The sequence below is a fragment of the Streptomyces sp. NPDC040610 genome, assembly GCF_055594065.1.
Genome location: NZ_JBVIXA010000002.1, coordinates 1058122 through 1082291 on the forward strand (window position 1 = coordinate 1058122; position 24170 = coordinate 1082291).

17 protein-coding genes are annotated in these 24170 nt (G+C 73.7%); 9 read left to right on the forward strand and 8 right to left on the reverse strand.

Going from position 1 to position 24170, the window contains the following annotated elements; all coding sequences use genetic code 11:
- Positions 1 to 16: 16 nt before the first annotated feature.
- The 4 genes from ACZ6AA_RS10960 to ACZ6AA_RS10975 form a co-directional block, all read right to left on the reverse strand.
- Entirely contained in the window at positions 17 to 2572 is a 2556-nt protein-coding gene (locus ACZ6AA_RS10960) for a DUF4118 domain-containing protein (protein ID WP_471457464.1), read from the reverse strand.
- Between the two features lie 44 nt (positions 2573 to 2616).
- On the reverse strand, positions 2617 to 5160 hold the full coding sequence (locus tag ACZ6AA_RS10965; RefSeq protein WP_471457466.1) for a sensor histidine kinase: 2544 nt from the start codon (positions 5158 to 5160) through the stop codon (positions 2617 to 2619).
- Between the two features lie 10 nt (positions 5161 to 5170).
- The gene (gene kdpF, locus ACZ6AA_RS10970; protein ID WP_033263837.1) at positions 5171 to 5260 is read right to left on the reverse strand and encodes a K(+)-transporting ATPase subunit F; all 90 of its coding nucleotides are present in this window, start codon (positions 5258 to 5260) and stop codon (positions 5171 to 5173) included.
- A 191-nt stretch (positions 5261 to 5451) separates the two neighbouring features.
- Positions 5452 to 6354, reverse strand: coding sequence for an NAD(P)-dependent oxidoreductase (locus ACZ6AA_RS10975; protein WP_471457468.1), 903 nt, complete (start codon positions 6352 to 6354; stop codon positions 5452 to 5454).
- 174 nt (positions 6355 to 6528) lie between these two features.
- On the opposite strand from ACZ6AA_RS10975, the gene ACZ6AA_RS10980 reads away from it, so the two are divergent.
- The 5 genes from ACZ6AA_RS10980 to ACZ6AA_RS11000 all read left to right on the forward strand — a co-directional run bounded on the left by ACZ6AA_RS10980 (position 6529) and on the right by ACZ6AA_RS11000 (position 13626).
- Entirely contained in the window at positions 6529 to 10485 is a 3957-nt protein-coding gene (locus ACZ6AA_RS10980; RefSeq protein ID WP_471457470.1) for an AfsR/SARP family transcriptional regulator, read from the forward strand.
- A gap of 390 nt (positions 10486 to 10875) precedes the next feature.
- Positions 10876 to 11325: a subtilase-type protease inhibitor gene (locus ACZ6AA_RS10985; protein WP_468459327.1), complete on the forward strand. Its 450-nt coding sequence runs from the start codon at positions 10876 to 10878 to the stop codon at positions 11323 to 11325.
- A 286-nt stretch (positions 11326 to 11611) separates the two neighbouring features.
- On the forward strand, positions 11612 to 12379 hold the full coding sequence (locus tag ACZ6AA_RS10990) for a cupin domain-containing protein (RefSeq protein ID WP_471457868.1): 768 nt from the start codon (positions 11612 to 11614) through the stop codon (positions 12377 to 12379).
- A 127-nt stretch (positions 12380 to 12506) separates the two neighbouring features.
- Positions 12507 to 12968 (forward strand): nitroreductase family deazaflavin-dependent oxidoreductase, encoded by a 462-nt coding sequence (locus ACZ6AA_RS10995; RefSeq protein WP_468459329.1) that lies wholly within the window; start codon positions 12507 to 12509, stop codon positions 12966 to 12968.
- A 118-nt stretch (positions 12969 to 13086) separates the two neighbouring features.
- Positions 13087 to 13626 (forward strand): GNAT family N-acetyltransferase, encoded by a 540-nt coding sequence (locus ACZ6AA_RS11000; protein WP_471457473.1) that lies wholly within the window; start codon positions 13087 to 13089, stop codon positions 13624 to 13626.
- Positions 13627 to 13675: 49 nt separating this feature from the next.
- On the opposite strand, the gene ACZ6AA_RS11005 is transcribed toward ACZ6AA_RS11000, so the two are convergent.
- On the reverse strand, positions 13676 to 14551 hold the full coding sequence (locus tag ACZ6AA_RS11005; RefSeq protein ID WP_468482331.1) for a TauD/TfdA dioxygenase family protein: 876 nt from the start codon (positions 14549 to 14551) through the stop codon (positions 13676 to 13678).
- A gap of 555 nt (positions 14552 to 15106) precedes the next feature.
- Between ACZ6AA_RS11005 and lpdA the strand changes: the two genes are divergently transcribed.
- Positions 15107 to 16510, forward strand: coding sequence for a dihydrolipoyl dehydrogenase (gene lpdA / locus ACZ6AA_RS11010; RefSeq protein ID WP_468459333.1), 1404 nt, complete (start codon positions 15107 to 15109; stop codon positions 16508 to 16510).
- Positions 16511 to 16757: 247 nt separating this feature from the next.
- Positions 16758 to 18977, forward strand: a complete 2220-nt coding sequence (locus ACZ6AA_RS11015; protein ID WP_471457474.1) for an MMPL family transporter — start codon at positions 16758 to 16760, stop codon at positions 18975 to 18977.
- A gap of 187 nt (positions 18978 to 19164) precedes the next feature.
- On the opposite strand, the gene ACZ6AA_RS11020 is transcribed toward ACZ6AA_RS11015, so the two are convergent.
- Positions 19165 to 20508: an MFS transporter gene (locus ACZ6AA_RS11020; RefSeq protein ID WP_468459337.1), complete on the reverse strand. Its 1344-nt coding sequence runs from the start codon at positions 20506 to 20508 to the stop codon at positions 19165 to 19167.
- Between the two features lie 45 nt (positions 20509 to 20553).
- On the reverse strand, positions 20554 to 21396 hold the full coding sequence (locus ACZ6AA_RS11025) for an isocitrate lyase/PEP mutase family protein (protein WP_471457476.1): 843 nt from the start codon (positions 21394 to 21396) through the stop codon (positions 20554 to 20556).
- Between the two features lie 265 nt (positions 21397 to 21661).
- Between ACZ6AA_RS11025 and ACZ6AA_RS11030 the strand changes: the two genes are divergently transcribed.
- Both ACZ6AA_RS11030 and ACZ6AA_RS11035 read left to right on the forward strand, forming a co-directional pair.
- Positions 21662 to 22141, forward strand: coding sequence for a hypothetical protein (locus ACZ6AA_RS11030; protein ID WP_468459341.1), 480 nt, complete (start codon positions 21662 to 21664; stop codon positions 22139 to 22141).
- A gap of 225 nt (positions 22142 to 22366) precedes the next feature.
- On the forward strand, positions 22367 to 23068 hold the full coding sequence (locus ACZ6AA_RS11035) for a class F sortase (protein ID WP_471457478.1): 702 nt from the start codon (positions 22367 to 22369) through the stop codon (positions 23066 to 23068).
- Positions 23069 to 23129: 61 nt separating this feature from the next.
- Here ACZ6AA_RS11035 and ACZ6AA_RS11040 read toward each other — a convergent pair whose 3' ends face one another.
- Entirely contained in the window at positions 23130 to 23942 is an 813-nt protein-coding gene (locus ACZ6AA_RS11040; protein ID WP_471457870.1) for a peptidoglycan recognition protein family protein, read from the reverse strand.
- Positions 23943 to 24170: the final 228 nt, after the last annotated feature.

Sequence of the window (24170 nt, forward strand, 5' to 3'; positions counted from 1 at the left end):
GGGCCGGACGCCGGTCTCAGGACGTGACGGCCGCGGGCAGGTCGGGGCTGATCTGCGGGCGCCCGGGCACAAGGCGCAGCGCGAGCACCATGGTGAGCCCGCCGCCCGGGGTGTCCTCGGCGCTGAGGGTGCCGCCCATGGCCTCGGTGAAGCCGCGGGCGACGGCGAGGCCGAGGCCCACACCGGCGCCGCGCGGGGAGTCGCCGTGCCGCTGGAAGGGCTCGAAGATGCGTTCCTTGGCGACGTCGGGCACGCCGGGGCCGCGGTCCACGACACGGAGCTGCACCTGGTCGGCCATGGTGCTCGCGGCGACCAGGACGCTCTCCCCGGCGGGGCTGTACTTCAGGGCGTTCTCTATGACGTTGGCGACGGCCCGCTCCAGGAGGCCCTTGTCGGCGGCGACCATGGGCAGGTCCTCGGGGATGTCGAGCGCCACGTGCTCGGCGGACGAGGACATCCCTTCGAGGGCGAGCGGGACGACCTCGTCGAGGTCGATCTCGCGGACCATCGGCATGACGGTGTCGGTCTGGAGCCGGGACATGTCCAGGAGGTTGCCGACGAGGTGGTCGAGGCGGTCGGCGCCCGCCTCGATGGCGGCGAGGAGTTCCGCCTGGTCCTCCTCGGACCACTCGATGTCGTCCGAGCGGAGGCTGGAGACGGATGCCTTGATGCCGGCGAGGGGGGTGCGCAGGTCGTGGCTGACGGCGGCGAGCAGGGCGGTGCGGATGCGGTTGCCCTCGGCGAGGGTGCGGGCCTCCTGCGCCTGGGACTGCAGGCGCTGGCGGTCCAGGACCACGGCGGCCTGCGCGGCGAAGGCGCCGAGGACGCGGCGGTCCTCGGCGGGCAGGACGCGGCCGATGAGGGCGAGCGACATGTAGTCGCCGACGGGCATGTCGACGTCGGCGTCCTCGGGGCGGCCGACGTGCGGACGGGGGCCGACGCCGGCCGCGCAGGTCCACAGGGCGATGTCGCTCTCCCGCTCCAGGAGCGCCACGGACTCCATGGCGAAGGTCTCGCGCACGGTCTCCAGGAGCGATTCGAGGCTGTTCTCGCCGCGCAGGACGCTGCCCGCCAGATACGACAGGATCTCCGACTCGGCGCGCAGCCGTGCCGCCTGGTGGGTGCGGCGCGCGGCGAGGTCCACGACCGACGCCACGGACACCGCCACCGCCACGAAGATCACGAGAGCGACGATGTTCTTCGGGTTGGAGATCAGTATGTGGTGGACGGGCGGCGTGAAGAAGTAGTTGAGCAGCAGGGAGCCGAACGCCGCCGACGCCAGGGACGGGACCAGCCCGCCGAGCAGGGCCGCCGCCACGGTGAGCGTCAGGAACAGCAGCATGTCGTTGGCGAGGCCCAGATTGGGCGCCACGCCCCGCAGCAGCAGGGCGAGCAGGATCGGCCCGCCGATGCCGACCAGCCAGCCCCAGGTGATCCGGTTGCGGCCGAGGCGGGCGGCGCGCGGGGTGGCCGACAGGCTGCGGCCCTTGCCCGCCTCGTTGTGGGTGACCAGGTGCACGTCGAGGTCGGGCCCGGACTCGCGGGCGACGGTGGCGCTGACGCCGGGCCCGAAGACGTACTGCCAGGACCTGCGGCGGGAGACGCCGAGGACGATCTGGGTGGCGTTGACGCCGCGCGCGAACTCGAGGAGCGCCGCGGTGATGTCGTCCCCTATGACCTGGTGGAAGGATCCCCCGAGGTCCTCCACGAGGGTGCGCTGGATCGCGAGTTCCTTCGGCGAGGCGGCGGTGAGGCCGTCGCTGCGGGCGATGTAGACGGCGAGGACCTCGCCGCCCGCGCCCTTCTCGGCGAGCCGCGCGGCACGGCGCAGCAGGAAGCGACCCTCGGGCCCGCCGCTGAGGCCGACGACGATGCGTTCGCGGGCCTGCCAGGTGGAGCGGATGTTGTGCTCGCCGCGGTACTGCTGGAGGTATTCGTCGACCCGGTCGGCCACCCACAGCAGCGCGAGTTCCCGCAGCGCGGTGAGGTTTCCGGGGCGGAAGTAGTTGGACAGGGCCGCGTCGACCTTGTCGGCCTTGTAGATGTTGCCGTGCGCCATCCGGCGGCGCAGCGCCTGGGGCGACATGTCGACCAGCTCGATCTGGTCCGCCCGGCGCACCACCTCGTCGGGGATCGACTCGCGCTGCCGGACCCCGGTGATCCGCTCGACGACGTCGCCGAGGGACTCCAGGTGCTGGATGTTGACGGTGGAGACCACGTCGATCCCGGCCGCGAGCAGCTCTTCGACGTCCTGCCAGCGCTTGGTGTTGCGCGAGCCGGGGATGTTGGTGTGCGCCAGTTCGTCGACGAGGGCGACGGCCGGGGCGCGCTCCAGGACGGCGTCGACGTCCATCTCCGTGAACGTCGCGCCGCGGTACTCCAGGTCCTTGCGCGGCAGCAGTTCGAGGCCGTGCAGCATCACTTCCGTGCGGGGACGGCTGTGGTGCTCCACGAAGGCCACGACACAGTCGGTGCCGCGTTCCATGCGACGGTGGGCCTCGGACAGCATCGCGTACGTCTTGCCGACGCCCGGTGCCGCCCCCAGGTAGATCCGAAGCTTGCCGCGTGCCATGTAACTCGTCTCTGCGCTCGGCGGGTGATTGATACGTTCATCAATCAAAGGGGCTCAGAATGCCAGACGCCAGAGCCCCGCGCACCGTTGACTTCGCACACGCGTTCCGCGAACGGCAGGGACAGGACCATGGTGAGCCCGCCGCCGGGTGTGTCCTCCGGGGTGAGCGTGCCGTCCATCGCCTCGGCGAGCCCCCGCGACAGGGCGAGGCCGAGCCCGAGACCTGTGGTGTTGTCGGTGTCGCCGAGCCGCTGGAAGGGCTCGAAGACCCGGTCGCGGTCGGCCGGTGGGAGGCCGGGGCCGCGGTCGACGACGCGCAGTTCCACGCGGCCCGCCAGGGCGCTCGCGGTGATGAGGACCTTGCCGCCGGCCGGGGTGTGGCGGGCGGCGTTGCCGACGAGGTTGGCTATCACCCGCTCCAGGAGCGGCGGGTCGGCGAGGACGGCCGGGATCTCCTCCAGGCTGCCCGTCTCGACCGGGCAGTGGTCGGGCAGCGAGTCGAGGGCGGGCGGCAGGACCTCTTCGAGCGCGGTGTCGCGCAGTTCCAGCTTGAGGGCGCCCGCCTGGAGGCGGCTCATGTCGAGGAGGTTGTCGACGAGACGGTTCAGCTTGGCCATGGACTCGTCGGCGGTGGCGAGCAGTTCCTCGCGGTCGTGCTCGGAGAAGTCCAGGTCGCGGCTGCGCAGCGAGCCGATCGCGGCGAGGGCGGCGGCCAGCGGGGTGCGCAGGTCGTGGCCGACGGCGCGCAGCAGCGCGGTGCGCATCCGGTCGGCGGCCCTGACGGGCTCCACCTCGGCGGCGGCCTCGGCGAGCCGGGCCCGCTCCACGGCGGCGCCGACGTGCGCGGCGAACGCGGCGAGGACGCGCCGGTCGGCGGAGGGCAGCGGGCGGCCGCGCAGCACGAGGTAGGCGTCGGCGCCCGCGGGGACGACGGTGACCTGGGCGTCCGAGGCGTCGGGCGGCTCCGGCACGAGTTCGGCGGCGTCCACGCCGAAGGCCTCCCGGGCGCGTTCGAGCAGGGCGGGAACGGGCTGCCCGCCCCGCACGATGGTGCCCGCGAGCGACGACATGGTCTCGGCCTCGGCAGTGGCGCGTGCCGAGCGCCGGGACAGGCGCAGCGACCGGTCGACGACGGCGGCGACGGTGGCGGCGACGATCGCGAACACCACCAGCGCCAGCATGCTGTTCGGGTCCCCCAGCGTGAAGTGCCCGACGGGTGGCATGAACCAGTAGTTGAGCAGCAGCGACGCGGTCACCGACGCCACCACCGCGGACAGCACCCCGCCGATGCAGGCCACGCCCACGACGGCCAGCAGGAACAGCAGCGCCTCGCTGGTGAGGTTCAGGTGTTCGCGGGCCACGTCCAGGTCGAGGAGGAGGGTGAGCACGCTCGGCAGGAGCAGCCCGGCGACGGGCCCGCCGACGCGGCGCGGGCGCGACAGCGTACGTCTGCGGGAGGGCAGCAGGGTGCCCGCGCCCGCGCGTTCGTGCGTGACCGTGTGGACATCGATGTCGCCGGACGCCTCGACGACGGACTCGCCGGTGCCGCGGCCGGTCAGGAACCGCTCGACGCGGCCGCGGCGGCTGGAGCCGAGGACGAGCTGGGTGGCGTTCTCGGCGCGGGCGAACTCCACCAGGGCGGTCGCGACGTCGTCGCCGACGACCGAGTGGTAGCTGCCGCCCAGGTCCTCCACGAGCCGCCGCTGCCGGGTCAGGGACGCGTGCGAGGTGCCCGCGGCGAGGCCGTCGCTGCGCGCGATGTGCACGGCGAGCAGCTCACCGCCGACGGAGCGGTCGGCGATACGGGCGGCGCGGCGGATCAGGGTGTCGCCCTCGGGGCCGCCGGTGAGGCCGACGACGACGCGTTCGCGGGTCTCCCACACGCCGCCGATGCCGTGCTCGGAGCGGTACGCCTGCAGGGCCTCGTCGACGCGGTCGGCGACCCACAGCAGGGCGAGCTGGCGCAGGGCGGTCAGGTTGCCGGTGCGGAAGTAGTTGGCGAGGGCCGCGTCGACCTTCTCCGGGGCGTGGATGTTGCCGTGCGCCATGCGGCGGCGCAACGACTCCGGGGCGACGTCGACGAGTTCGATCTGGTGGGCGCGGCGCACGACGTCGTCGGGGACCGTCTCGGCCTGCGGCACCTTGGTGATCTTCTCCACGACGTCCTTGAGTGACTCCATGTGCTGGATGTTGATCGTCGTGACGACGTCGATGCCGGCCGTGAGCAGCCGGTCGACGTCCTGCCAGCGCTTGGGGTTGCGGCCGTCGCCGGGGACGTTGGTGTGGGCGAGGTCGTCGACGAGCACGACCTCGGGGCCGCGGGCGAGCACCTCGTCCAGGTCGAGCTCGGTGAACTCCCCGCCCCGGTAGGAGACGCGGGCGCGCTCCACGACGGCGACCCCGGCGGCCCTCGCCTCCATGAGCAGGGATTCCGTGTGCGGGCGTCGGTGGCACTCCACGAGGCCCACGACGACGTCGGCGCCGCGCGCGGCCCGTCGCCGTCCTTCGTCGAGCATGCGGCAGGTCTTGCCGACCCCCGGTGCCGCGCCGAGGTAGATCTTCAGCTGTCCGGGTCGTACGTGCGTCATCGCGCCGGTGTCAGAACCTCTCCGGGAAGAGCCGCGCGAGGACGAGATATCCGACCAGGCTGACGGCGATGACGAGCCCCACCACATTCTCAGCGCTCACGGTCCTCAACTCCTTGGCGTGCTGGGTGACTTCCCCACCGAAGCCGCTCGCCGGACCGGCGGATACGCCCCTTGACACATCCTTGGCAGCTCTCACCAGGACGTTGACACGGCCTTGACATCCGGGGGCCGACCGGGTGGGGGCGGCGGGGCCGGTGCGGTGGCGCACCGGCCCGGCGGGCCCGGCGGGTACTAGCGGAGCGATTTGATCGTGCGGGACATGCTCTCGGCGCCGTGGCCCTCGGACAGCTGCCGCTGGAACAGGGTGTGCAGCGGGGCGAGCAGGTCGACGCCGACGCCCAGGTCCTTGGTCGCGGTGAGGATGTGGGCGAGGCCCACGGCGTTGATGTCCAGGTTGGACGTCTCGGTCCGGTAGTCCCCGGCGTCGATCTCGGCGGCGAAGCCGGGCAGCGCGGCGATGGCCTCCTTGAGCCAGCGGACGAGCAGCTCGGTGACCTTCCCCGCCTCGATCCCGGCGGCCCCGGCGACGGCCACCGTCTGGAAGAACCCGGCGAACATCCCGTACATGCCGCTGAGCAGCGCCACGTCGTGCACCGGCGCGAGCCCCGGGTCGGTGCCGACGAACACCGCCGAGCCCAGCGTCTCCAGGAGCGGCCGGTATCGCGCGAAGGCCTCGTCGTCGCCGCTGTACAGGACGAACGCCTCCGGAGTGCCGACGGTCTGCGGGATCGCGTACACCGCGCCGTCCACGTACGCGGCGCCGTGCCCGGTGACCCAGGCGCCGAGCTCGCGGGCCGGGTCGGGGGTCCCGGAGGTGAGGTTGACGACCACGCGGCCCGCGAGGGCGGCCGCGGTCGGCGTGAGCAGGGCGCGGACGGTCGTGTAGTCGAGTACGCAGACGACGACCAGGTCGCTCGCGGCGACGGCGTCGGCCGGGGTGGCCGCCAAGGTGGCGCCCCTGGCGACCAGTTCGTCCGCCTTGTCCTGCGAGCGGTTCCAGACGGTGACCTTGTGGCCCTGGTCGAGGAAGGTGCGGGCGAGGACCTGCCCGAGGTTGCCGAGCCCGATGACGGTGACGGTGGTGGGCTCGGGGGTGGCGGCGTTCTCGCCGGTGGTGATGCCGTTGTCGCTCATGCTGTGCCTCCGTGGGACCGCGGCCGGGGCGGTGCGCCCGGCCTGTGGTCATCACCTTGCGGGCGGGCGCTGTCCGTTCACTGCCGCTTGGCTGCCGGTTCGCTGTCGCCGCGCTCCCGCCGTCCTGTCGGTGCGGGCGACAGGGCGCTCACCTGCCGGGTTATCGTCGTCGACATGCGATTCGGGGTGCTCGGTCCGCTGGCCGTGTGGACGACGGACGGTGCGGAGGTCGCCGTCCCCGGCGCCAAGGTCCGTGCGCTTCTCGCCCACTTGCTGGTGCACCCGGGGCACCCGGTGTCGGCGGACCGGCTGATCGACGCGCTGTGGGGCGAGGAACTGCCCGACCACCCGTCGAACGCCCTCCAGGGCAAGGTGTCGCAGCTGCGCCGCGCCCTGGAGCGGGCCGAGCCGGGCGGCAGGGCCCTGGTCGGCGCGGGGCCCGCCGGTTACACGCTGCGGGTGGCGGCGGAGGCGGTCGACGCGGGCCGGTTCGCCGGGCTGCTCGAACGGACCAGGGCCGCGGACGTGTCCAGCGAGCGGGTCCGGTTCCTGGACGAGGCGCTGGGGCTGTGGCGGGGCGAGGCGTTCGCCGACTTCACCCACGACGCGTTCGCGCGGGGCGCGATCGGCCGCCTGGAGGAGGACCGGCTCACCGCGTGGGAGGACCAGGCCGAGGCCCGCCTGGACTCCGGCGAGCACGGGCCGCTCGCCGCGGATCTGGCCGACCTGGTCGTGCGGCACCCGCTGCGCGAGCGGCTGCGCTCCGCGCAGATGCGGGCCTTGTACCGCGCGGGCCGACAGTCGGAGGCCCTGGCCGCGTACGAGGAGCTGCGACGGCGTCTGGACGAGGAACTCGGCCTGGCGCCCGGGGCCGAACTGGCGGCGCTGCACGGGGCGATATTGCGGCAGGACCCGGTGCTGGACGCGGTGGCGGGTGTGGTGAGGGGTGCGGCGGGGGGTGCTCTGAGGGGCGAGGGGGCCGGTTCACCGGTGGCCCATGCAGTGACGGGTGCGGGAGTCGGTCCGCTGGTGAACCAGGCGGCAACGGGTGCCGGGGCCGGACCGCTGGTGAACCAGGCGGTGACAGGTGCCGGGGCCGGACCGCTGGTGAACCAGGCGGTGACAGGTGCCGGGGCCGGACCGCTGGTGAACCAGGCGGCGACAGGTGCCGGGGCCGGACCTCTGGTGAACCAGGCGGCGACAGGTGCCGGGGCCGGACCTCTGGTGAATCAGGCGGCGACAACCGCGCTTCCGACTGCGGCGACCATGCCACCGGCCGTGCCGTCGCCCGCGACCACCGCGACGTCGGCACCGGAGCCCCCGGCCATCACGGACCTTCCCTATGGGCCCTCGCCCGCCACGGATCTCCCCTCCGGGCCCCCACCCACGACGGATCACCACTCCACGCCCACGCCCACACCCACACCCACGCCCACACCCACCACGAACCTCCCCTCCGCCCCCTCGCCCACGACCTCACCCACCCCCGGATCCGCCGCGCCCACCGCGGCCACCGCACCCACCGCGACCCCCCGCACCAACCTCCCCGCCCCCATCGCCCCGCTCATCGGCCGCGACGACGACGTGGCCGGGATACGTCAACTCCTCACCGCCACCCGACTGGTGACGTTGACCGGGCCCGGCGGCGTCGGCAAGACGCGGCTGGCCTGTGCGGCGGCGCGCGGGGTCGCGGACGGGTTCCCGGACGGGGTGTGGCTGGTCGAGCTCGCGGGTCTGGAGGCCGGGGCGGGTGCGGGGCCGGAGGCAGGGGCCGACCGCGTGGCCGAGGCGGTGGCCCGGGTGATCGGGCTGCACGAGGAGCCGGGCGCGCCGACGGCGGCGGTCGCGCGGCTCACGGGGGCGCTGCGCGGGCGGCGGCTGCTGCTCGTGCTAGACAACTGCGAGCATGTGGTGGACGCCGTGGCCGAGTTGGCCGACGGCCTGCTGCGCGAGGTGCCCGGGCTCACCGTCCTCGCCACCAGCCAGGAGCCCCTCGACGTGAGCGGTGAGCGGGTCCGGGCGGTGCCGCCGCTCGAACTCGCGGGCGCCATGGAGCTGTTCCGGCAGCGGGCCGGGCTCGGCCCCGGGGCCGACCTCGGCGCGGACGACGCGGAGGCCGTCGCCGAGTTGTGCGTGCGGCTCGACGGGCTTCCCCTGGCACTGGAACTCGCGGCCGCGCGGGTGCGCACGATGGGCGTGCACGGGCTGCTGTCCCGCATCGACGACCGGTTCGCCCTGCTCGGCCGCGGCTTTCGCGGGGCGCCCGCCCGGCAGCGTACGCTCCGCGCGGTCATCGACTGGAGCTGGTCGCTGCTTTCGGAGCCGGAGCGCACGGTGCTGCGCCGCCTCGCCGTGCACGACGGCTGCACGCTCGACGCCGCCCGGGCCGTGGGCGCGGGCGGGACCGTGGACGGCGCCGATGTGCTCGATCTGCTCGCCCGCCTAGTGGACCGCTCGCTGGTGGTCGCCTCCGACCGGCGGGACGGACCCCGGTACTGCGTCCTTGAGTCCGTCCGGGAGTACGGCGTCGAACAGCTGCGGGAGGCGGGCGAGTCCGCCGACGTGCGCGAGCGGCACAGCGTCCACTACGCCGGACTCGCCGTCACGGCGGGCCGCTCGCTGCACGGCCCCGAACAGCGCCGGTGGCTGGATCGCCTCGACGAGGAAAGCGCCAATCTGCGCCGCGCCCTGGACACGGCGGTCGAACGCGGCGCGGTGGAGCGCGCGTTGGCCATGGTGAACGCGTTGGCCTGGTACTGGGTGCTGCGGGGGCGGATCGCCGAGGCACGGAGGTCGCTGGACGCGGCCCTCGCGCTGGTGCCGGACGCCGCGCGCGGCCCCGAGCCCGCTGCGGCCGCCGGGTCCACCGCGGCCGCCCGGGCCCTCGCCCTCGCCTGGCGCACCGGCATCTCCCTGCGGGAAGGCGACGACGCGGGCGTGGACGCGTACGCGGACGTCTGCACGGGCACGGACGCGGGACCGGCCGCCGACGCGGGCGCAGATACGGGCACAGACACGGACGCCACCGCCACCGCCACCGGCATGACCTCCCCCAACGAACCCACCCACCTCCTCCAAGCAACCCTCGCCGCCTACAAAGACCTTGACGACCCCTCAGGCCACGCCACCGCCCTGTGGATCCTCGGCTCCGCGCAGTTGGGCGCGGGCGCCGTGCGGACCGGGGAGCGACTGGTGAACGAGGCGCTCGACGCGTTCTCCGACCTCGGTGACACCTGGGGCACCGCCGCCGCGCTGAGTGTGCGGGCCCGGCACGCCCTCGCGCACGGCGACCTCGCCGCCGTACGCCGTGACAGCGAGCGCAGCGCCCGCCTCTTCCGTGAACTCGGCGACGACTGGGGGCAGTTGCAGACCGTCTTCCCGCTGGCCACGCTCAGCGAGATCGCGGGCGACTACGCCGAGGCGGCCCGGCTGCACCGCGAGGGACTGGCCATCGCCGAGCGCCTCGGGCTCTGGACGGAGGCGTCCAAGCGGCTGTCTGGACTTGGCCGGATCGCGCTGCTGACGGGCGACTTCGACGAGGCCCGAGCCGCGCACGGGCGCGCCCTGCGGCTCGCGCGCGACCACAGCTTCCGCTCCGGCGAACTGGACGCGCGGATCGGCCTCGGCCTCGGGGCACGCAGGGAGGGCGACCTGGCGGGCGCGGAGGGGCACCTGCGCGACCTCCTCGCCTGGTTCCGCGGGGCCGACTACGGGCCGGGCGTCACGCTCGCGCTCGCCGAGCTGGGCTTTGTGGCGGAGCTGCGGGGCGACGCGGCACAGGCGCACGCGCTGCACGCCGAGGGCTTCGACGTCGCCGCCGGCCTCGGGGACGCGCGGGCGCTCGCCCTGGCCCTGGAGGGCCTCGCGGGGGCGGCGGCCGCGGCCGGGGAGCACCGCGCGGCCGCGACCCTGCTCGGCGCCGCTGCCGCCGCCCGCGCCTCCGTGGGCGCCCCGCTCCCGGCGGGCGAGCGCGGCGACGTGGACCGGGTGGCGGCCGCCGCCGTGGCGCGGCTGGGCGAGGCGGCGTACGCCACCGCGTTCGACGAGGGCGGGCACATGGCCCCTGAACAGGCCCGACGCCTCGTCGGCGGGGCGCCCGAGCGACCCGGGACGCCACTCCCGCCGCACTGAACCCACCAGCCACAGCGACCCCTTAACTCCTCCGCACCCCCGCGGTCAAGCACCGGTTTCCGGTCGAACGCCGCGCCGAGAAAAACGACCAACCGCTCATTTTCCCAGGTCAGCGTGTTGTTCTTGGTTATACCACCTGGCGGAGTCCACATTCTGGACGACCGCCGCACACCACGACTGGCCGCCCTGAGCTGCCCGAACGGTCATTCGGCCCTCGGTCAACAGACGCGTCCATCCGGAAATCGACCATCCGCTTGCCGCTCACTCAGCGCACTTGCAAGACTCCCCAACGCAACCAAGAACGGCACACGCAATCTCCACGTAACACCTGGCTTCACCCACAAGAAACACAACCCTCGTACTTCCTACCCGCATTGAAGGAGCGTCAAAGTGCGTCACCTCCTGAAGACCGTGAGCGCGGCCGTCGCCGTGGCCGCAGGCGTCCTGACCGTCACGGCGGTCTCGACGAGCGCGGCCGGCGCTGCGACCCCGGCACCGACGGGCCTGTTCGCGCCGTCGGACCTCGTGCTCACCGTCGGCCAGGGCGACGACGCCGCCACGGCCACGGTGCAGCGCGCGGTCACCCTCAGCTGCGCGCCGAAGGCCACCGGCACCCACCCGGCGCCGCGCGCCGCGTGCGCCGAACTCTTCGCCGTCGAGGCACAGTTCGACAAGCTCGTCGACCAGGCTTCGCAGGTCAAGTGCACCAAGGAGTGGAACCCGGTCGTGGTCTCCGCGGCGGGCGTCTGGCAGGGCAAGCACGTGGCATGGACGACCACCTTCGGCAACCCGTGCGCCATGAGGGCGGCCCTCACGAACGGCGCCCTGCTCAACTTCTGACGGATCATCCGTCCACCCCCAGACCCCTCGGCAACCTTTCGTGGGGGGAGGAAGCCGAGGTACGCGGCCCCCGATGTCCCGAGCATCGGGGGCCGCACAATTTTTCCCACCCGCGCACCGAGGGTGCCCGGCGGGCAGGTTCCGCCGGAACCCGCGGCCTCCCGCACGGGTCGTTCCGGCGGAACCTGCCCGATCCTGTCCGGGAACCGGATCCCGTCCGGCCCGAGGAGGCCCCGCCGTGCACACACCCGAGACGCCCCCGCGCCCCGCGCCCGTCCCGGCGCCCGTGCCCCCCGTCCGCCGCGCCCCCGCCGTATACGAGGGCCTGCCGGGCGGCATCGGCGTGTCACGGCTGCGCGTGTACAACTGGCCGGCCGCCGACGGCCTGCGCGGCGGCACCCCTCACCTCCACCTCACCTGCACCGAGGGCTACGCGGTCGTCAGCGGCCGGGGCGCCGTGCAGACCCTGACCCCCGCCGGTTTCCGGCAGACCCCGCTGGCACCGGGCGCCCTGCTGTGGTTCACGCCCGGGACGGTCCACCGGCTCGTCAACGAGGGCGACCTGACTCTGCACGTCCTGATGCAGAACAGCGGCCTGCCCGAGGCGGGCGACGCCGTCCTCACGCTGCCGCCGCACCTGCTCACCGACCCCGCGACGTACCGCGCCGCCACGGCCCTGCCGCCCCGCGCGGCCCACGGCCGGGACGCGGCGGGCGACGCGGCCGTGGAGCGTGCGGCCCGGCGCCGCCGCGACCTCGCCGTCGAGGGGTTCACCGCGCTGCGCTCCGCCACGGAGGCGGGCGACCCCGAGCCCCTCGCCGCCTTCCACCGGGCCGCCGCGGCGCTCGTCGCGCCCCTGACCACGGCGTGGCGCGAGCGCTGGCGCACGGGCGCCGCAGCGGCGGCCGCCGCCACCGGCACACAGCTCGACGCGCTGACGAAGGGCGACACGAGCCACCTCGCGGAGGCCGTGCTGCGCGCCGAACAGCCCGCCGAGCGCGGTCGGTTCGGTATGTGCGGACGGCTCGACGTATACGAGACGAGCGCCGCCTGAGCCAGCCCCGACGACCTGAGCCGGTCCCGGGAAGGGTTCGCGGCCGACAGCGGTTGACGAGCACCAGGGCGGCACCCCGGCCGTGTCCGCCCCCTCGCTCAACTCCCCCGACTCGAGGAGCCCGCACATGAGCACCGCACACGACACCCTGGACGGCGAGTACGAGCCCAACGCCTGGGACTGGGTGGCCGAGCACGTCGCCCGCTACGAGGGCAGCGGCGGCACCGAGGGCCTGGAGATGCGCGGCTACCCGACCGTCGTCCTCACCACCAGGGGCGCCAGGTCCGGCAAGATCCGCAAGACCCCGGTGATCCGTGTCAGCGACGGCACGCGTTACATTGCCGTCGGCTCCGTGGGCGGCGCGCCCAAGCACCCGGCCTGGTACCACAACGTGCTCGCGCACCCGCGCGTCCGGCTCCAGGACGGCCCCGTGGTCAAGGAGTACGAGGCGCACGTGGCCGAGGGCGAGGAGCGCGCCGCGTGGTGGGCGCGCGCGGTGGAGACCTTCCCCCGGTACGCCGAGTATCAGGAGCAGACGGAGCGCGTCCTGCCCGTCGTGGTCCTGGAGCCGGTCGCCGAGGAGGCCTGACGCACGGATGAGACACCGATGAGTACGACAACGGGGGACCACGGATGAGCGGCACGAGGACAGTGGGGCGCCCGCGACGGGCGGCACGCGGGCCCGCACTGGACCCGGGGAGCGACGCGTGAGCCGGGCGGGGCACACCGTCGAGGCCGAGCCCTTCGCCACCGCGCGCCTGGCCCTGGAGCCCCTGCGCGTCGCGCACGCCGAGGAGCTGGCCCCCGTGCTCGCCGACCCGGCGCTGCACACGTTCATCGGGGGCGCCCCGGACGACCTGGCGACGCTGCGGGCCCGCTACGCGCGCATGGTCGCCGGGTCGCCCGACCCGCGTGTCTCCTGGTGCAACTGGGTGATCAGGGTGACCGCCGACGACCGTCCCGCGGGCACCGTGCAGGCGACCGTGGGGCCCACCGCGGGCGCCGACGGGCTCGCGGCCGAGATCGCCTGGGTGGTGGGCACGCCGTGGCAGGGCCAGGGCATCGCGTCCGAGGCGGCGCGGGCCCTCGTGGCCTGGCTGCGCGGCCTGCCGGAGGTGGCGTGCGTCCTCGCGCACATCCACCCCGACCACGGCGCGTCGGCGGCCGTGGCCCGCGCCGCCGGGCTCGCGCCCACCGAGGAGTGGCACGACGGCGAGGTCAAGTGGCTGCTCGTGTTCGACCGTTGAGGCGGGCCCACCCGGCCCGCCCGCGTCCCAAGGCGCGCCCCGCCCGTCCTCAGTAGGGCCGGTCCCCCGCGATCGCGACGCGCTCCGCCACCCGCCGGTGCGGCGCGTAGTCGTCGACGGCGTAGTGCTGCGTCGCGCGGTTGTCCCAGAACGCGATGTCGCCCGGCTGCCACTGCCAACGCACCTGGTACTCCGGCACATGGGCCTGGCGGACCAGGTGGCCGAGGAGGCGGTCGCTCTCGGCGCGGTCCATGCCGACGATGTGCGTGGTGAAGGACGTGTTGACGAACAGGGTCCGGCGCCCGGTCTCCGGGTGCGTGCGCACCACGGGATGCGTGACGGGCGGGAACGCGTCCTGGAACGGGGCCAGTTGCTCGGGGCCGTAGAACCGCGAGAAGCCCGGGATGAAGTCATGGACGGCCCGCGCCCCGTCGACGCGCGCCTTGACGTCGTCCGGGAGGTTGTCGTACGCGACGGCCATGTCCGCCCACATGGTGTCGCCGCCCACGGGCGGGACCTCGCGGAGCTGCAACACCGCGCCGAGCGCGGGCCGTTCGCGGAAGGTGACGTCGGCGTGCCACACGTTCTCGAAGGTGGGCGCCGCGGTGCCGCCCTTCTCGAAGCGCACGATGTCCTCCGCTGCGCCGCGCGCGAGCAGCGGGTTGGTCTCCAGCTCGCCCCAGCCCCGGGCGAAGGCGCGCTGCTGCTCGGAGGTCAGGTGCGCGCCCCGGAAGAACAGCACCTTCCACTCCAGGAGCGCGCGGTGCAGTTCGGCGCGGACCGCCGGGGCGAGCGTCCCGGTGAGGTCGGCGCCCCGGATCTCGGCGCCGATGACGCGGCCCCGGGGCACGACGTCGACGTGCTCGTAGGGCCGCTCCGACCAGCCGTCGGGGAGGCGGCGCAGGGTGCGGCGGCCCTCGTACATGCCGTCGGCGGGGACGCGGGCCTCACGGAGCGCGCCGGGGGCGGCGTGGGGCGGGTTCGGGGCGTCGTGGAGTGTGAAGGGGGACGTGGGCAGGGCCGTCATGGTGATGATCCTCGCGTCGGGCGAAGGCCTGGACCGGGCCGGACACAGGCCGGGCGAACGGGGCTTCGGCGCACGGCCCGACGCGTACACGAGACGTACGGTCACAGGGGCGCGGCGCCGCGGGGTCGCGGTGGTCGCGTCAACAGCCCGATCGCTCGCACCCGCGCCGCCACGGGACGTTGAAACGCCCGAGGCCGGTGGTCAGGTGCTGGATCATGTCGGCCATTGTGGGTGGCGGTTCCCCTTACGTCAACAGGTGTTGACGGGAGCGGGCGGACCTCCCCCTCGTACCGGGAAAACCCCGCCGACCTGCGTGGAAGATCCGAGGACGCCGGTGAGTTGTACGGGCGGCGCTCCCGCGCAAGGCTGACCCGGCCGACATCGCGATGCCCGGATGACGGATGATCGACCCATCCGTACCAGGCAACTGTGCAACGCAGAGAGGACCACCCCATGGATGACCGCTTCGACGTCGTCGTGCTCGGAGCAGGACCCGGCGGATATGTCGCCGCCATCCGCGCCGCCCAGCTGGGCAAGCGGGTAGCGGTCGTCGAGGAGAAGTACTGGGGCGGGGTCTGCCTCAACGTCGGCTGCATCCCGACGAAGGCGCTGCTGCGCAACGCCGAGCTGGCGCATCTGTTCACGCACGAGGCGAAGACGTACGGCATCAAGGTCGACGGCGAGGTCTCCTTCGACTACGGCGAGGCGTTCCGGCGCAGCCGCACGGTCGCGGACGGCCGCGTCAAGGGCGTCCACTTCCTGATGAAGAAGAACAAGATCACGGAGTTCGACGGCCGCGGCACCTTCCTCGACGCGAACACCCTCCAGGTCGCGAAGTCCGACGGCACGACCACCACGATCGGCTTCGACAACTGCATCATCGCCACCGGCGCCACCCCGAAGCTGCTGCCCGGCACCCGCCGCAGCGAGCGCGTGGTGACGTACGAGGAGCAGATCCTCGCCGACGAGCTGCCGCGCTCCGTCGTGATCGCGGGCGCGGGCGCGATCGGCATCGAGTTCGCCTACGTCCTGCACAACTACGGCGTGAAGGTCACGATCGTCGAGTTCCTGGACCGGATGGCGCCCCTCGAGGACGCGGACGTCTCCAAGGAGCTGGCCAAGCAGTACCGCAAGCTCGGCATCGACGTACTGACGTCGACGCGGGTGGAGAGCATCGACGAGTCGGGCGAGCAGGTCCGCGTCACCGTCACCGCCAAGGACGGCAAGCAGCAGGTCCTGGAGGCCGACAAGGTCCTGCAGGCCATCGGCTTCGCCCCGAACGTCACCGGCTACGGCCTGGAGGCCACGGGCGTGACGGTCACCGAGCGCGGCGCCATCGACGTCGACGGCCGCTGCCGCACGTCCGTGCCGCACATCTACGCCATCGGTGACGTGACCGCGAAGCTGATGCTCGCGCACACCGCCGAGTCCATGGGCGTCATCGCCGCCGAGACCCTCGCGGACGCCGAGACCATGGAGCTCGACTACCCGATGATCCCGCGCGCCACCTACTCGCAGCCGCAGATCGCGAGCTTCGGCTGGACGGAGGCGCAGGCCCGGGAGAAGGGCTTCGACGTCCAGGTCGCCAAGTTCCCGTTCCAGGCGAACGGCAAGGCGCACGGCCTCGGCGACACCGTCGGCTTCGTCAAGATCATCAGCGATGGGACGCACGGCGAGATCATCGGCGCCCACCTGATCGGCCCCGACGTCACCGAGCTGCTCCCCGAGCTGACCCTGGCCCAGCAGTGGGACCTCACGGTGCACGAGGTGGCCCGCAACGTCCACGCCCACCCGACGCTGGGCGAGGCCGTCAAGGAGGCCGTGCACGGCCTGGCCGGACACATGATCAACTTCTGACGGGTTCCGCCCCGCCGTCCGTCCGACGGGTTCCGCCCCGCTGTCCGTGCGTGGGCGAAGGCCCCGCCGCCCCCGTACGCGGGCGGCGGGGCCTTCGCGCGCGTGGAGGGCGTCTCACGCGGGCGGGCAGGGCCGTCGGGCGCACCGCACGGCGCCTCCCCCGCCCCCCAAGTGGCGGAGTCGGGCTCCCCGGAAGATCCTGGGCAGGATGTGACGTGCCTCGGGGGCCGAGGAGAGGCAGCTGCCGATGTTCTCTGGCCTGGGCCGATTCGTGGTCCGCCGCCCGTGGTGGATCATCCTCGCGTGGGTGATCGCCGCGGGAGCCGTGATCTCACTGGCACCGAAGCTCACCTCCAGTTCGGACGAGGCGAGCTTCCTGCCCGACCACTACGAATCCATCCGCGCTTCGGACCTGCAGGAACGCGACTTCCCACAGCAGCAGAACATCGGCGCGATCATCGTCTTCCAGCGCTCCGACGGCGCGAAGATCACCGCCACCGACTCCGCCGACGTCGACCGCGTCGCCAAGGGCCTGGCCGCGAAGAAGGTCAAGGAAGTCCAGGCCATCGACCCCGGCGAGGTCTCGCCGAACAAGCTCGTGCAGACGGCGATCGTCGCCATGCCGAAGGTCACCGACCCGGAGGACACCTCCCAGCAGGACGCCGTCGAGCAGCTCCGCAAGGACCTCAAGCCGGAGCTGAAGGGCACCGACCTCAAGGCCGGCATCACCGGCTCCGCCGCGCAGGCCCTGGACGAGAGCGACGCCTCCGAGCGGGCCGGGATCCTCGTCGGCGTCGGCACGATCGTGATCATCATCGTGCTGCTGCTGGTGATCTTCCGCAGCCCCATCATCGCGCTGCTGCCCGTCGTCCTCATCGGCCTGATCTCGCCGATGGCGACGGGCCTGATCGCCTCGGCCAACAAGGCCTTCGACATGAAGGCCGACTCCTCCATCCAGGAACTCCTCACCGTCGTCCTGTTCGGCGTCGGCACGGACTACATCCTGTTCCTGCTCTTCCGCTACCGGGAGGCGCTGCGCGCGGGCGAGGATCCCAAGGGCGCCATGGTGCACGCCGTGGAACGGGTCGGCGAGGCCATCACCTCGGCGGCGGGCGCCGTGATCGTCGCGTTCGCCGCGCTGACGCTGTCCTCGCTCGGCATGCTCCGCTCGATGGGCCCGGCCCTCGCGATCGCCGTGTTCCTGACGCTGCTCGCGGGCCTCACGCTCGTGCCCGCCGTGGTGTCGCTGCTCGGTACGAAGGTGTTCTGGCCGTCGAAGTCCTGGCAGCGCGAGCCGCACGGCACGGGCTTCGCCAAGCTCGGGACGTCGATCGCCCGCAAGCCCGCCGTGTGGACGGTCGTCTCGGGGCTCTTCATGGCCGCCCTGGCGCTCGGCGCGCTCGGCTACAAGGCGAACTTCGACCTCGCGGGCTCCTCGCTGCCCAAGGACAAGGAGTCCATCGTCTGGCAGGGCAACCTGGAGAAGGGCTTCCCCGCCGGCAGCACCGACCCGACCTTCGTGTATCTGACGTCGAAGGGCGACGGGCCGCTGGCGGAGGGTCAACCCGCCGCGTTCCGCGAGCAGTTGCAGTCGGTGAAGGGCGTCGGCGAGGTGGCTGCGCCGCGCGTCAGCAAGGACGGTACGACGGCCGCGTACTCGGTCGTCCTCTCCGATCCGCCCGCCTCCGAGAAGGCGCTCGCGACGGTGAAGGACCGGCTGCGGCCCGCGGCCCACGACGACGCGCCCGCGGGCACGGAGGCCCTCGTGGGCGGCACGACGGCCGTGTACGTCGACATCAACAAGGCCGTGGACCGTGACTACTCGGTCGTCTTCCCGGTGGCCGCCATCGCCATCATGGTGATCCTGGGCCTGCTCCTGCGCAGCCTGGTGGCGCCCTGGTACCTGATGCTGTCGGTCGCGCTCGGCTTCGGCGCGACGCTCGGCGCGACCTCGATCCTGTTCCAGAGAATCGGCAGCCAGCCGGGCCTGATGTTCATGCTGCCCGTGATCATGTACTTGTTCGTGGTCGCGCTCGGCACGGACTACAACATCCTGATGGTCTCGCGGCTGCGCGAGGAGGCCCGCGAGGGCCGCGACCCGCACGACGCGGCGGGCACGGCGGTGCGCCACTCGGGGCCGACGATCGGCTCGGCGGGCGTGATCCTCGCGGGTACGTTCGCGACGCTGATGCTCGCGGGCAACTCCACGCTGTCCCAGATGGGCTTCTCGCTCTCCTTCGGCATCGTGATCGCCGCGTTCGTCATGGCGATGGTGTTCACACCCGCGCTGACGGCCCTGATCGGGCACGCCGCGTGGTGGCCGGGGCACGGCGACGAGAAGCGGAACGGCGACAGCGGAGGCGGGACTTCCGGCGGTGGTGGTGCGGGCGGCGGCAGCGGTACGGAGGGCGGTGCGGGAGAGCCCGCCGCACCGGGGCCCGGGGTGGGCTCGGGTCCGCCGCGCTGAGCGGGGGCCGGGTGCCGCTGGGGCAGCGAACGGTCAGAGGCGGCATCGCGGGGGGGGCGGACGCGGGCCGGACGGGCCCGACGGCCTGACGGGTTGGGCGGGCCGACGGGTTGGGCGGCCTGGCAGGTTGGGCGGACCGGGCGGGCTGGCCGGGGCCGACGGGTTGGCCGGGGCGGAAGGCGGCAGCTCAGCGAGCGGCCCCGTCGCCCTCCACCCGTCCGGCCCGGGTCCGCCCGATCCCCGTCAGCGAACCGGCGAGCGCGATGACCACCACGCACAGGCCGACGACCAGACACACCGGCCGCACGCCCCACGCCCCGGCGGCCATGGTCACGACGGCCGCGCCGACCGGGCCGAGGGCGTTGTGGATCGTCCAGAACGCCGAGGTGACCCGGCCCAGGAGATGACTCGGCGTCACCTCCTGGCGCAACGACATGGAGTTGATCCCGCCGACGCCGGTGCAGAAGAGCATGCCTGCCGCGATGAACGCCACCACCGGCACGCTGCCCGACAGGCCGAGGCAGGCCACGGCGACCCCGCCGAGCGCGTGCGCGCCGATCCAGCTGACGCCGAAGCCGAGCCGTCCGCGCAGCCGGGCGACCACGAACGTCGCGGCGAGCGTGCCGAGCGTCCCGGCGGTCAGGACATAGCCGACGGTGCCGTCGCCGTGCCCGAGGTCGTCCTTCACGCGGTAGATGAGGACGTCGGTCACGCCGTAGGTGAGGAAGATGAGCAGCGTGAGCAGGACGGTCAGGGGCCGCAGGACGGGGTGCTGCCACAGGAACCGGGCTCCGGCGAGGAACTCCTCGCGTACGCCACCGCGTTCGGCTTCCACCCGGGCGGGCTCGCCCGAAGGTCCGGGGACGTCCTGGGCGCCCTCGGCCTCCCGCTCCGGAGGCGGGGCGGCCGCGCGGATCCGCACGAAGAGGATGCCCACGGCCGACACCGCGAAGGTCACCGCGTCGATGCCGATGGCGGCCGCGGGCCCGAACGCGGCCGCGACCAGGCCCGCGAGCATCGGCCCGCCCGCGCCCGCGACGGCGTACGTGCCGTACAGATGGCTGTTGGCCTTCAGTATCTGCCCGGGCGCGACGATGCCGGGCACCACGGTCACGTACGTCACCTGGAAGAGCATCGCGAAGGCACCGGCGACGGGCACGACGGCGTACACCAGCCAGACCGGCGTTGCGAACAGCCACACCAGGGGGATGAGTCCGTAGAGCAGACACCGTGCGACGTCGGTGACCACGATCAGGCGGCGCCGGTCCACGCGGTCGGCGACGACCCCGGCGAACAGGCCCGTGACGATCGAGGCGACGCCGGTCAGCCCGGTGACGAGACCCATCTGCGCGAGGGAGCCGGTCTCGTGCAGGACGAGCAGCGGGATCGCCACGTGCGAGAAGGAGTCACCGAGCGCGGAGAGGCCCTGCAGGGCCAGGAACAGACGGTAGTTGGAGTCGGCCCACAGCGACTTCCCCGGCGCGGATCCCGCCGCCGTCCGCGTACGCCACGACGTGCCGCGTCGGGCCATACCTGCCCCCCGTCCCCGTGACCGCTCCCCTGAACCCCCCGCCCCTTAAGGGACTTCGGCCTCATCGTCCCCGAAAGCCGCGGAGAGCTCCTGCGCCTCAGCGTACGTCGGCAGCCCCTCGGGTCCCACAGTGCCTCGCGTGAACGCCCGCGCCACCTCGACCGCGTGCCCCACCGCCGCCCGGAACAGCAGCGACCCACTGCTGACGCGGCGCACGCCGAGGGCGGCCAGGCGCCGGGGCGTGAGGCCGCCCGGCGCGTAGAGGATGTTCAGCGGTACGTCGAGGGCGTCGACGAGTCCCGCGATGGCGGCCTCGTCCTGGACGCCGGGCACGAACACGCCGTCCGCACCGGCCAGTTGGTAGGCGGCGGCGCGCTCGCGGGCCTCCTTCTCACCTCCGGCGTTCAGCCAGTACGCGTCCGTGCGCGCGTTCAGGAACAGCGCGGGCACGGCCTCCTTCACGGCGCGGATCAGCTCGCACTGCGGGCCGACGGCGGTGAGCGTCCCGTCCGGCCTTCCGTCTTCGAGGTTCACGCCGACCACGCCCGCGGCGGCGAGTTCGCGGACGAGCAGGGCGACGTCGTCGGGCCGCTCGCTGAAGCCGCCCTCGATGTCGACGGTGATGAGCGCGGGCAGGCGGGCGATGCCGTGGGCGAGGCGCAGCGTGTCCGTGCGCGCGGCACCGGTGGCGTCCGGCTTGCCCGCGGCCGCGGCGACGCCGAGGCTCGTCGTGCCGATGGCGGGGAAACCGGCGCGGACGAGCGCGGCGGCGGAGGCGTGGTCCCAGGCGTTGGGCAGGAGCAGCGGGTCGCCGGTGCGGTGCAGGGCGCGGAAGGCCTCGTACGGGTCGGTCCGTTCGGTCTGGGGATCGATCGTGTGCTCGGTCATGGGCGCACTGTGCCAGAAGCCGCGGTCGGGGCCGCGGGCCGGTCAGAACTCCGGCCGTCGGGACCCCCGCCGTCGGGACTCCGGCCGTCAGGACTGCCACCGGTTCCTGGTTCGGCGCCCCTTCCCCGATTTCCGGGTCCCTGATCGGACCCCAACAGGAACCTGACAGCTTCCTCATAACTTCACGCCAGCCTGTGCGACAGGCCCGGCGCCGCTTGACCAACGGTGCCGGGCCCTTCCGAGTCAGAGCTGGAATGGAGCCCCTATGTCCCACCGTGCCCGTCGTCCCCAGCGCAGCACGTCCCTGCGTGCCGCCGTCTTCGCCACCGCCGTGGCGGGCGGTGTGCTCGCCGCTCCGTCGGCCACGGCCTTCGCGAGCGACACGCCGCCCAAGCCGAAGCCGACCGTCAGCAAGCCCGCCCCGGAGGACGTGGCGAAGAAGCGGGCCGCCGCCGAGGACGCGAAGCAGAAGGCGCCGGGGGCACTTCCGCGCGGCGGAGTGGCCGCCGGTGACAAGCCCGTCGTACGGGAGGAGGCCCCCAAGACGACGCCGAAGCCCGTCAGCGACGAGGCGCGGAAGCGGGCCGGGCAGCCGCCCAGGGGCGGTGTCGCGGCGGGCGAGCGTCCGGAGTCCGGCAGCGACAGCACGGCCACGCTGATCGGTTCGGCGGCGGGCCTCACGCTGCTCGCGGGCGCCGGCACCATGGTCCTGCGCCGCCGCACCACGGTGCGCCGGCAGGGCTGACGCCGCACCGTCCGGCCGACCTGACGCGCGCCGCCCGGCCCGGCACCCGCCGTTGGCCCGAGGCACGCCGTCAGGCCGGCCGACTCCCGCCCTCGTCCAGCCCTCCCGCCCCTCCCTCGGGCCGACGGCCAGCACCCCCGTCGGGCCCGACCCACATCTCGGCGGTGCCGCCCCGGTCCCCCTTCACAAGTCCCGGGGCGGCGCCACCGTTCACACGGAGCCCTCATGTTCCTCGCGCAGCACCGGACGTCTCGTTCGCACGACGGGTCGTCCCGTACGTCCGCTCGGCGCCCGTACGGCACCCTCGTGTCCGTCGCGGGCGGCCTCGCCCTCGTGTGCACCGCCGTGAGCGGCTGTTCGTCCGGGGGCGGTGCGCGGGCCGAGTCCTCGTCCACGTACACGGTGCGGTCGGACGACTCCCGTACCGAGGAGGGTTCCGCGGGTGGCTCCGGGCGGACGGCCGAGCGCGGCACGCCCGTGGGGGCCGCGGCGCCCGTGCATGTCGCGGTGCCGTCGATCGGCGTCAGCAGTTCCCTGATGCGGCTCGGCCTGAACGCGGACCGTACGGTCGAGGTCCCGCCGCCGGACAAGGGGATGACCGCGGGCTGGTACACCGGCGGGGCCGTGCCGGGGCGGCGCGGCGCGGCCGTCATCATCGGCCACAACGACACACGCTTCGGCGAGGCCGTCTTCCACGACCTCAAGAAGGTGCGCACGGGCGCGGACATCGCGGTCCGCGACGCCCGCGGCAGGACGACGCACTTCAAGGTGACCCGCACCGAGACCGTCGACAAGAAGGCCTTCCCGACCGACAGGGTCTACGGCGAGACCGACTCCCGCGCCCTGCGCCTGATCACCTGCGACGGCGCCTTCGACGCGCAGGGCCACCCCGTGGACAACCTCATCGTGTACGCCACCGCCCGCTGACCAGAGCCAACGCGGCGCCCCATCGGTGATCAGGGACCGGCCGAGGCAGAGGCCGACCCGGTCAGTGCCCCCGCGCCACCGTCGTCCGCGCCGACGTCCGCCCCTGGAGCACCGCCGCCCGTTCCCTGATCGCGGGCAGCTCGGCCCGCAGCGCGGCGCCCGGGCAGTCCGTGGTGTAGCCGTCGGTGTGCCCGGCCACCGCGTGGAAGGCGGCGTGGCCGCCCGCCGGGACGCGGCTGAGGCTGTTGCTGGAGACCAGGCGGGCCGTCTGCCGCGGGTCGGTCTCGGCGAGGCCGAGCTTCCACGCGGCGAGCGCGGCGATCGCCTCCGCCATCGGCGCCGGGACCTGGCTGCCCGCCGTGAACGTGCCGATCGCGGCGACGCCCGCCGTCCGGTGGTTGAACCCTTGTGTGTGGGCGCCGACGACGGGCCGGTCGACGCCGCCTCCACGTCCCTCGTAGATCGTGCCGCAGCGGTCGACGAGGAAGTTGTAGCCGATGTCGTCGAACAGCCGGGCGCTGGTCTGGCCCTCCGCGAGGGCGCGGATGATGCGCGGCGCGTCGGAGCAGTCGTACCCGTTGGGCGAGTCGGTGTGGTGGACGAAGACCACGACGACGGGCCCGCTGTAGTGCGCCGGCGGCGTGGTGGGCCGGGTGTCGCCGAGCCACCGCTCGCGCGGCACGATGGCGGGCCTGGCCGCCCGGTGCACCACGGCCCTGGCCTCGGTGTGCCGCCCGCCACCGCCGACCGCGTCCTCCACCCCGGCCACGCACAGCACGAGGGCGGTCACGGCCAGCAGCCCCGGCAGGCACGCGAGCATCCAGCGCCCGCCACGGGGCAGCCGCCCCGCCACCGTCTTCCCCAGGGCCCGCAAGGCACGCATGGCCCCACTCTCGCCGCGCCCCCCGCGCCCCGCCCCGCGGATTGGCCCAGTCGAGCGACCCCGTGCGCGGGCGGACGCGGAACCCCCGCCTCCGAAGGCCCCCCGAAGCCCCTCCGAAGCCCCTCCGAAGCCTCTCGAAAGCGCCTCGAAGGCCCCTGGAAGGCCCCGCTCCACATCCCGCGGAAAAAACTTCGCCGGAGTTGTCGAGATCGAGTCGCC

Excerpts from the sequence above, each read along its gene's own strand:
- ACZ6AA_RS11035 (WP_471457478.1), top strand. The coding sequence starts at position 22,367 with ATGTTCCTCGCGCAGCACCGGACGTCTCGTTCGCACGACGGGTCGTCC.
- ACZ6AA_RS10965 (WP_471457466.1), bottom strand. The coding sequence starts at position 5,160 with ATGACGCACGTACGACCCGGACAGCTGAAGATCTACCTCGGCGCGGCA.
- ACZ6AA_RS11005 (WP_468482331.1), bottom strand. The coding sequence starts at position 14,551 with ATGTACGAGGGCCGCCGCACCCTGCGCCGCCTCCCCGACGGCTGGTCG.
- ACZ6AA_RS11025 (WP_471457476.1), bottom strand. The coding sequence starts at position 21,396 with ATGACCGAGCACACGATCGATCCCCAGACCGAACGGACCGACCCGTAC.
- ACZ6AA_RS10975 (WP_471457468.1), bottom strand. The coding sequence starts at position 6,354 with ATGAGCGACAACGGCATCACCACCGGCGAGAACGCCGCCACCCCCGAG.
- ACZ6AA_RS10995 (WP_468459329.1), top strand. The coding sequence starts at position 12,507 with ATGAGCACCGCACACGACACCCTGGACGGCGAGTACGAGCCCAACGCC.
- ACZ6AA_RS10980 (WP_471457470.1), top strand. The coding sequence starts at position 6,529 with ATGCGATTCGGGGTGCTCGGTCCGCTGGCCGTGTGGACGACGGACGGT.
- ACZ6AA_RS11030 (WP_468459341.1), top strand. The coding sequence starts at position 21,662 with ATGTCCCACCGTGCCCGTCGTCCCCAGCGCAGCACGTCCCTGCGTGCC.
- ACZ6AA_RS11020 (WP_468459337.1), bottom strand. The coding sequence starts at position 20,508 with ATGGCCCGACGCGGCACGTCGTGGCGTACGCGGACGGCGGCGGGATCC.
- ACZ6AA_RS10960 (WP_471457464.1), bottom strand. The coding sequence starts at position 2,572 with ATGGCACGCGGCAAGCTTCGGATCTACCTGGGGGCGGCACCGGGCGTC.
- lpdA (WP_468459333.1), top strand. The coding sequence starts at position 15,107 with ATGGATGACCGCTTCGACGTCGTCGTGCTCGGAGCAGGACCCGGCGGA.
- ACZ6AA_RS11015 (WP_471457474.1), top strand. The coding sequence starts at position 16,758 with ATGTTCTCTGGCCTGGGCCGATTCGTGGTCCGCCGCCCGTGGTGGATC.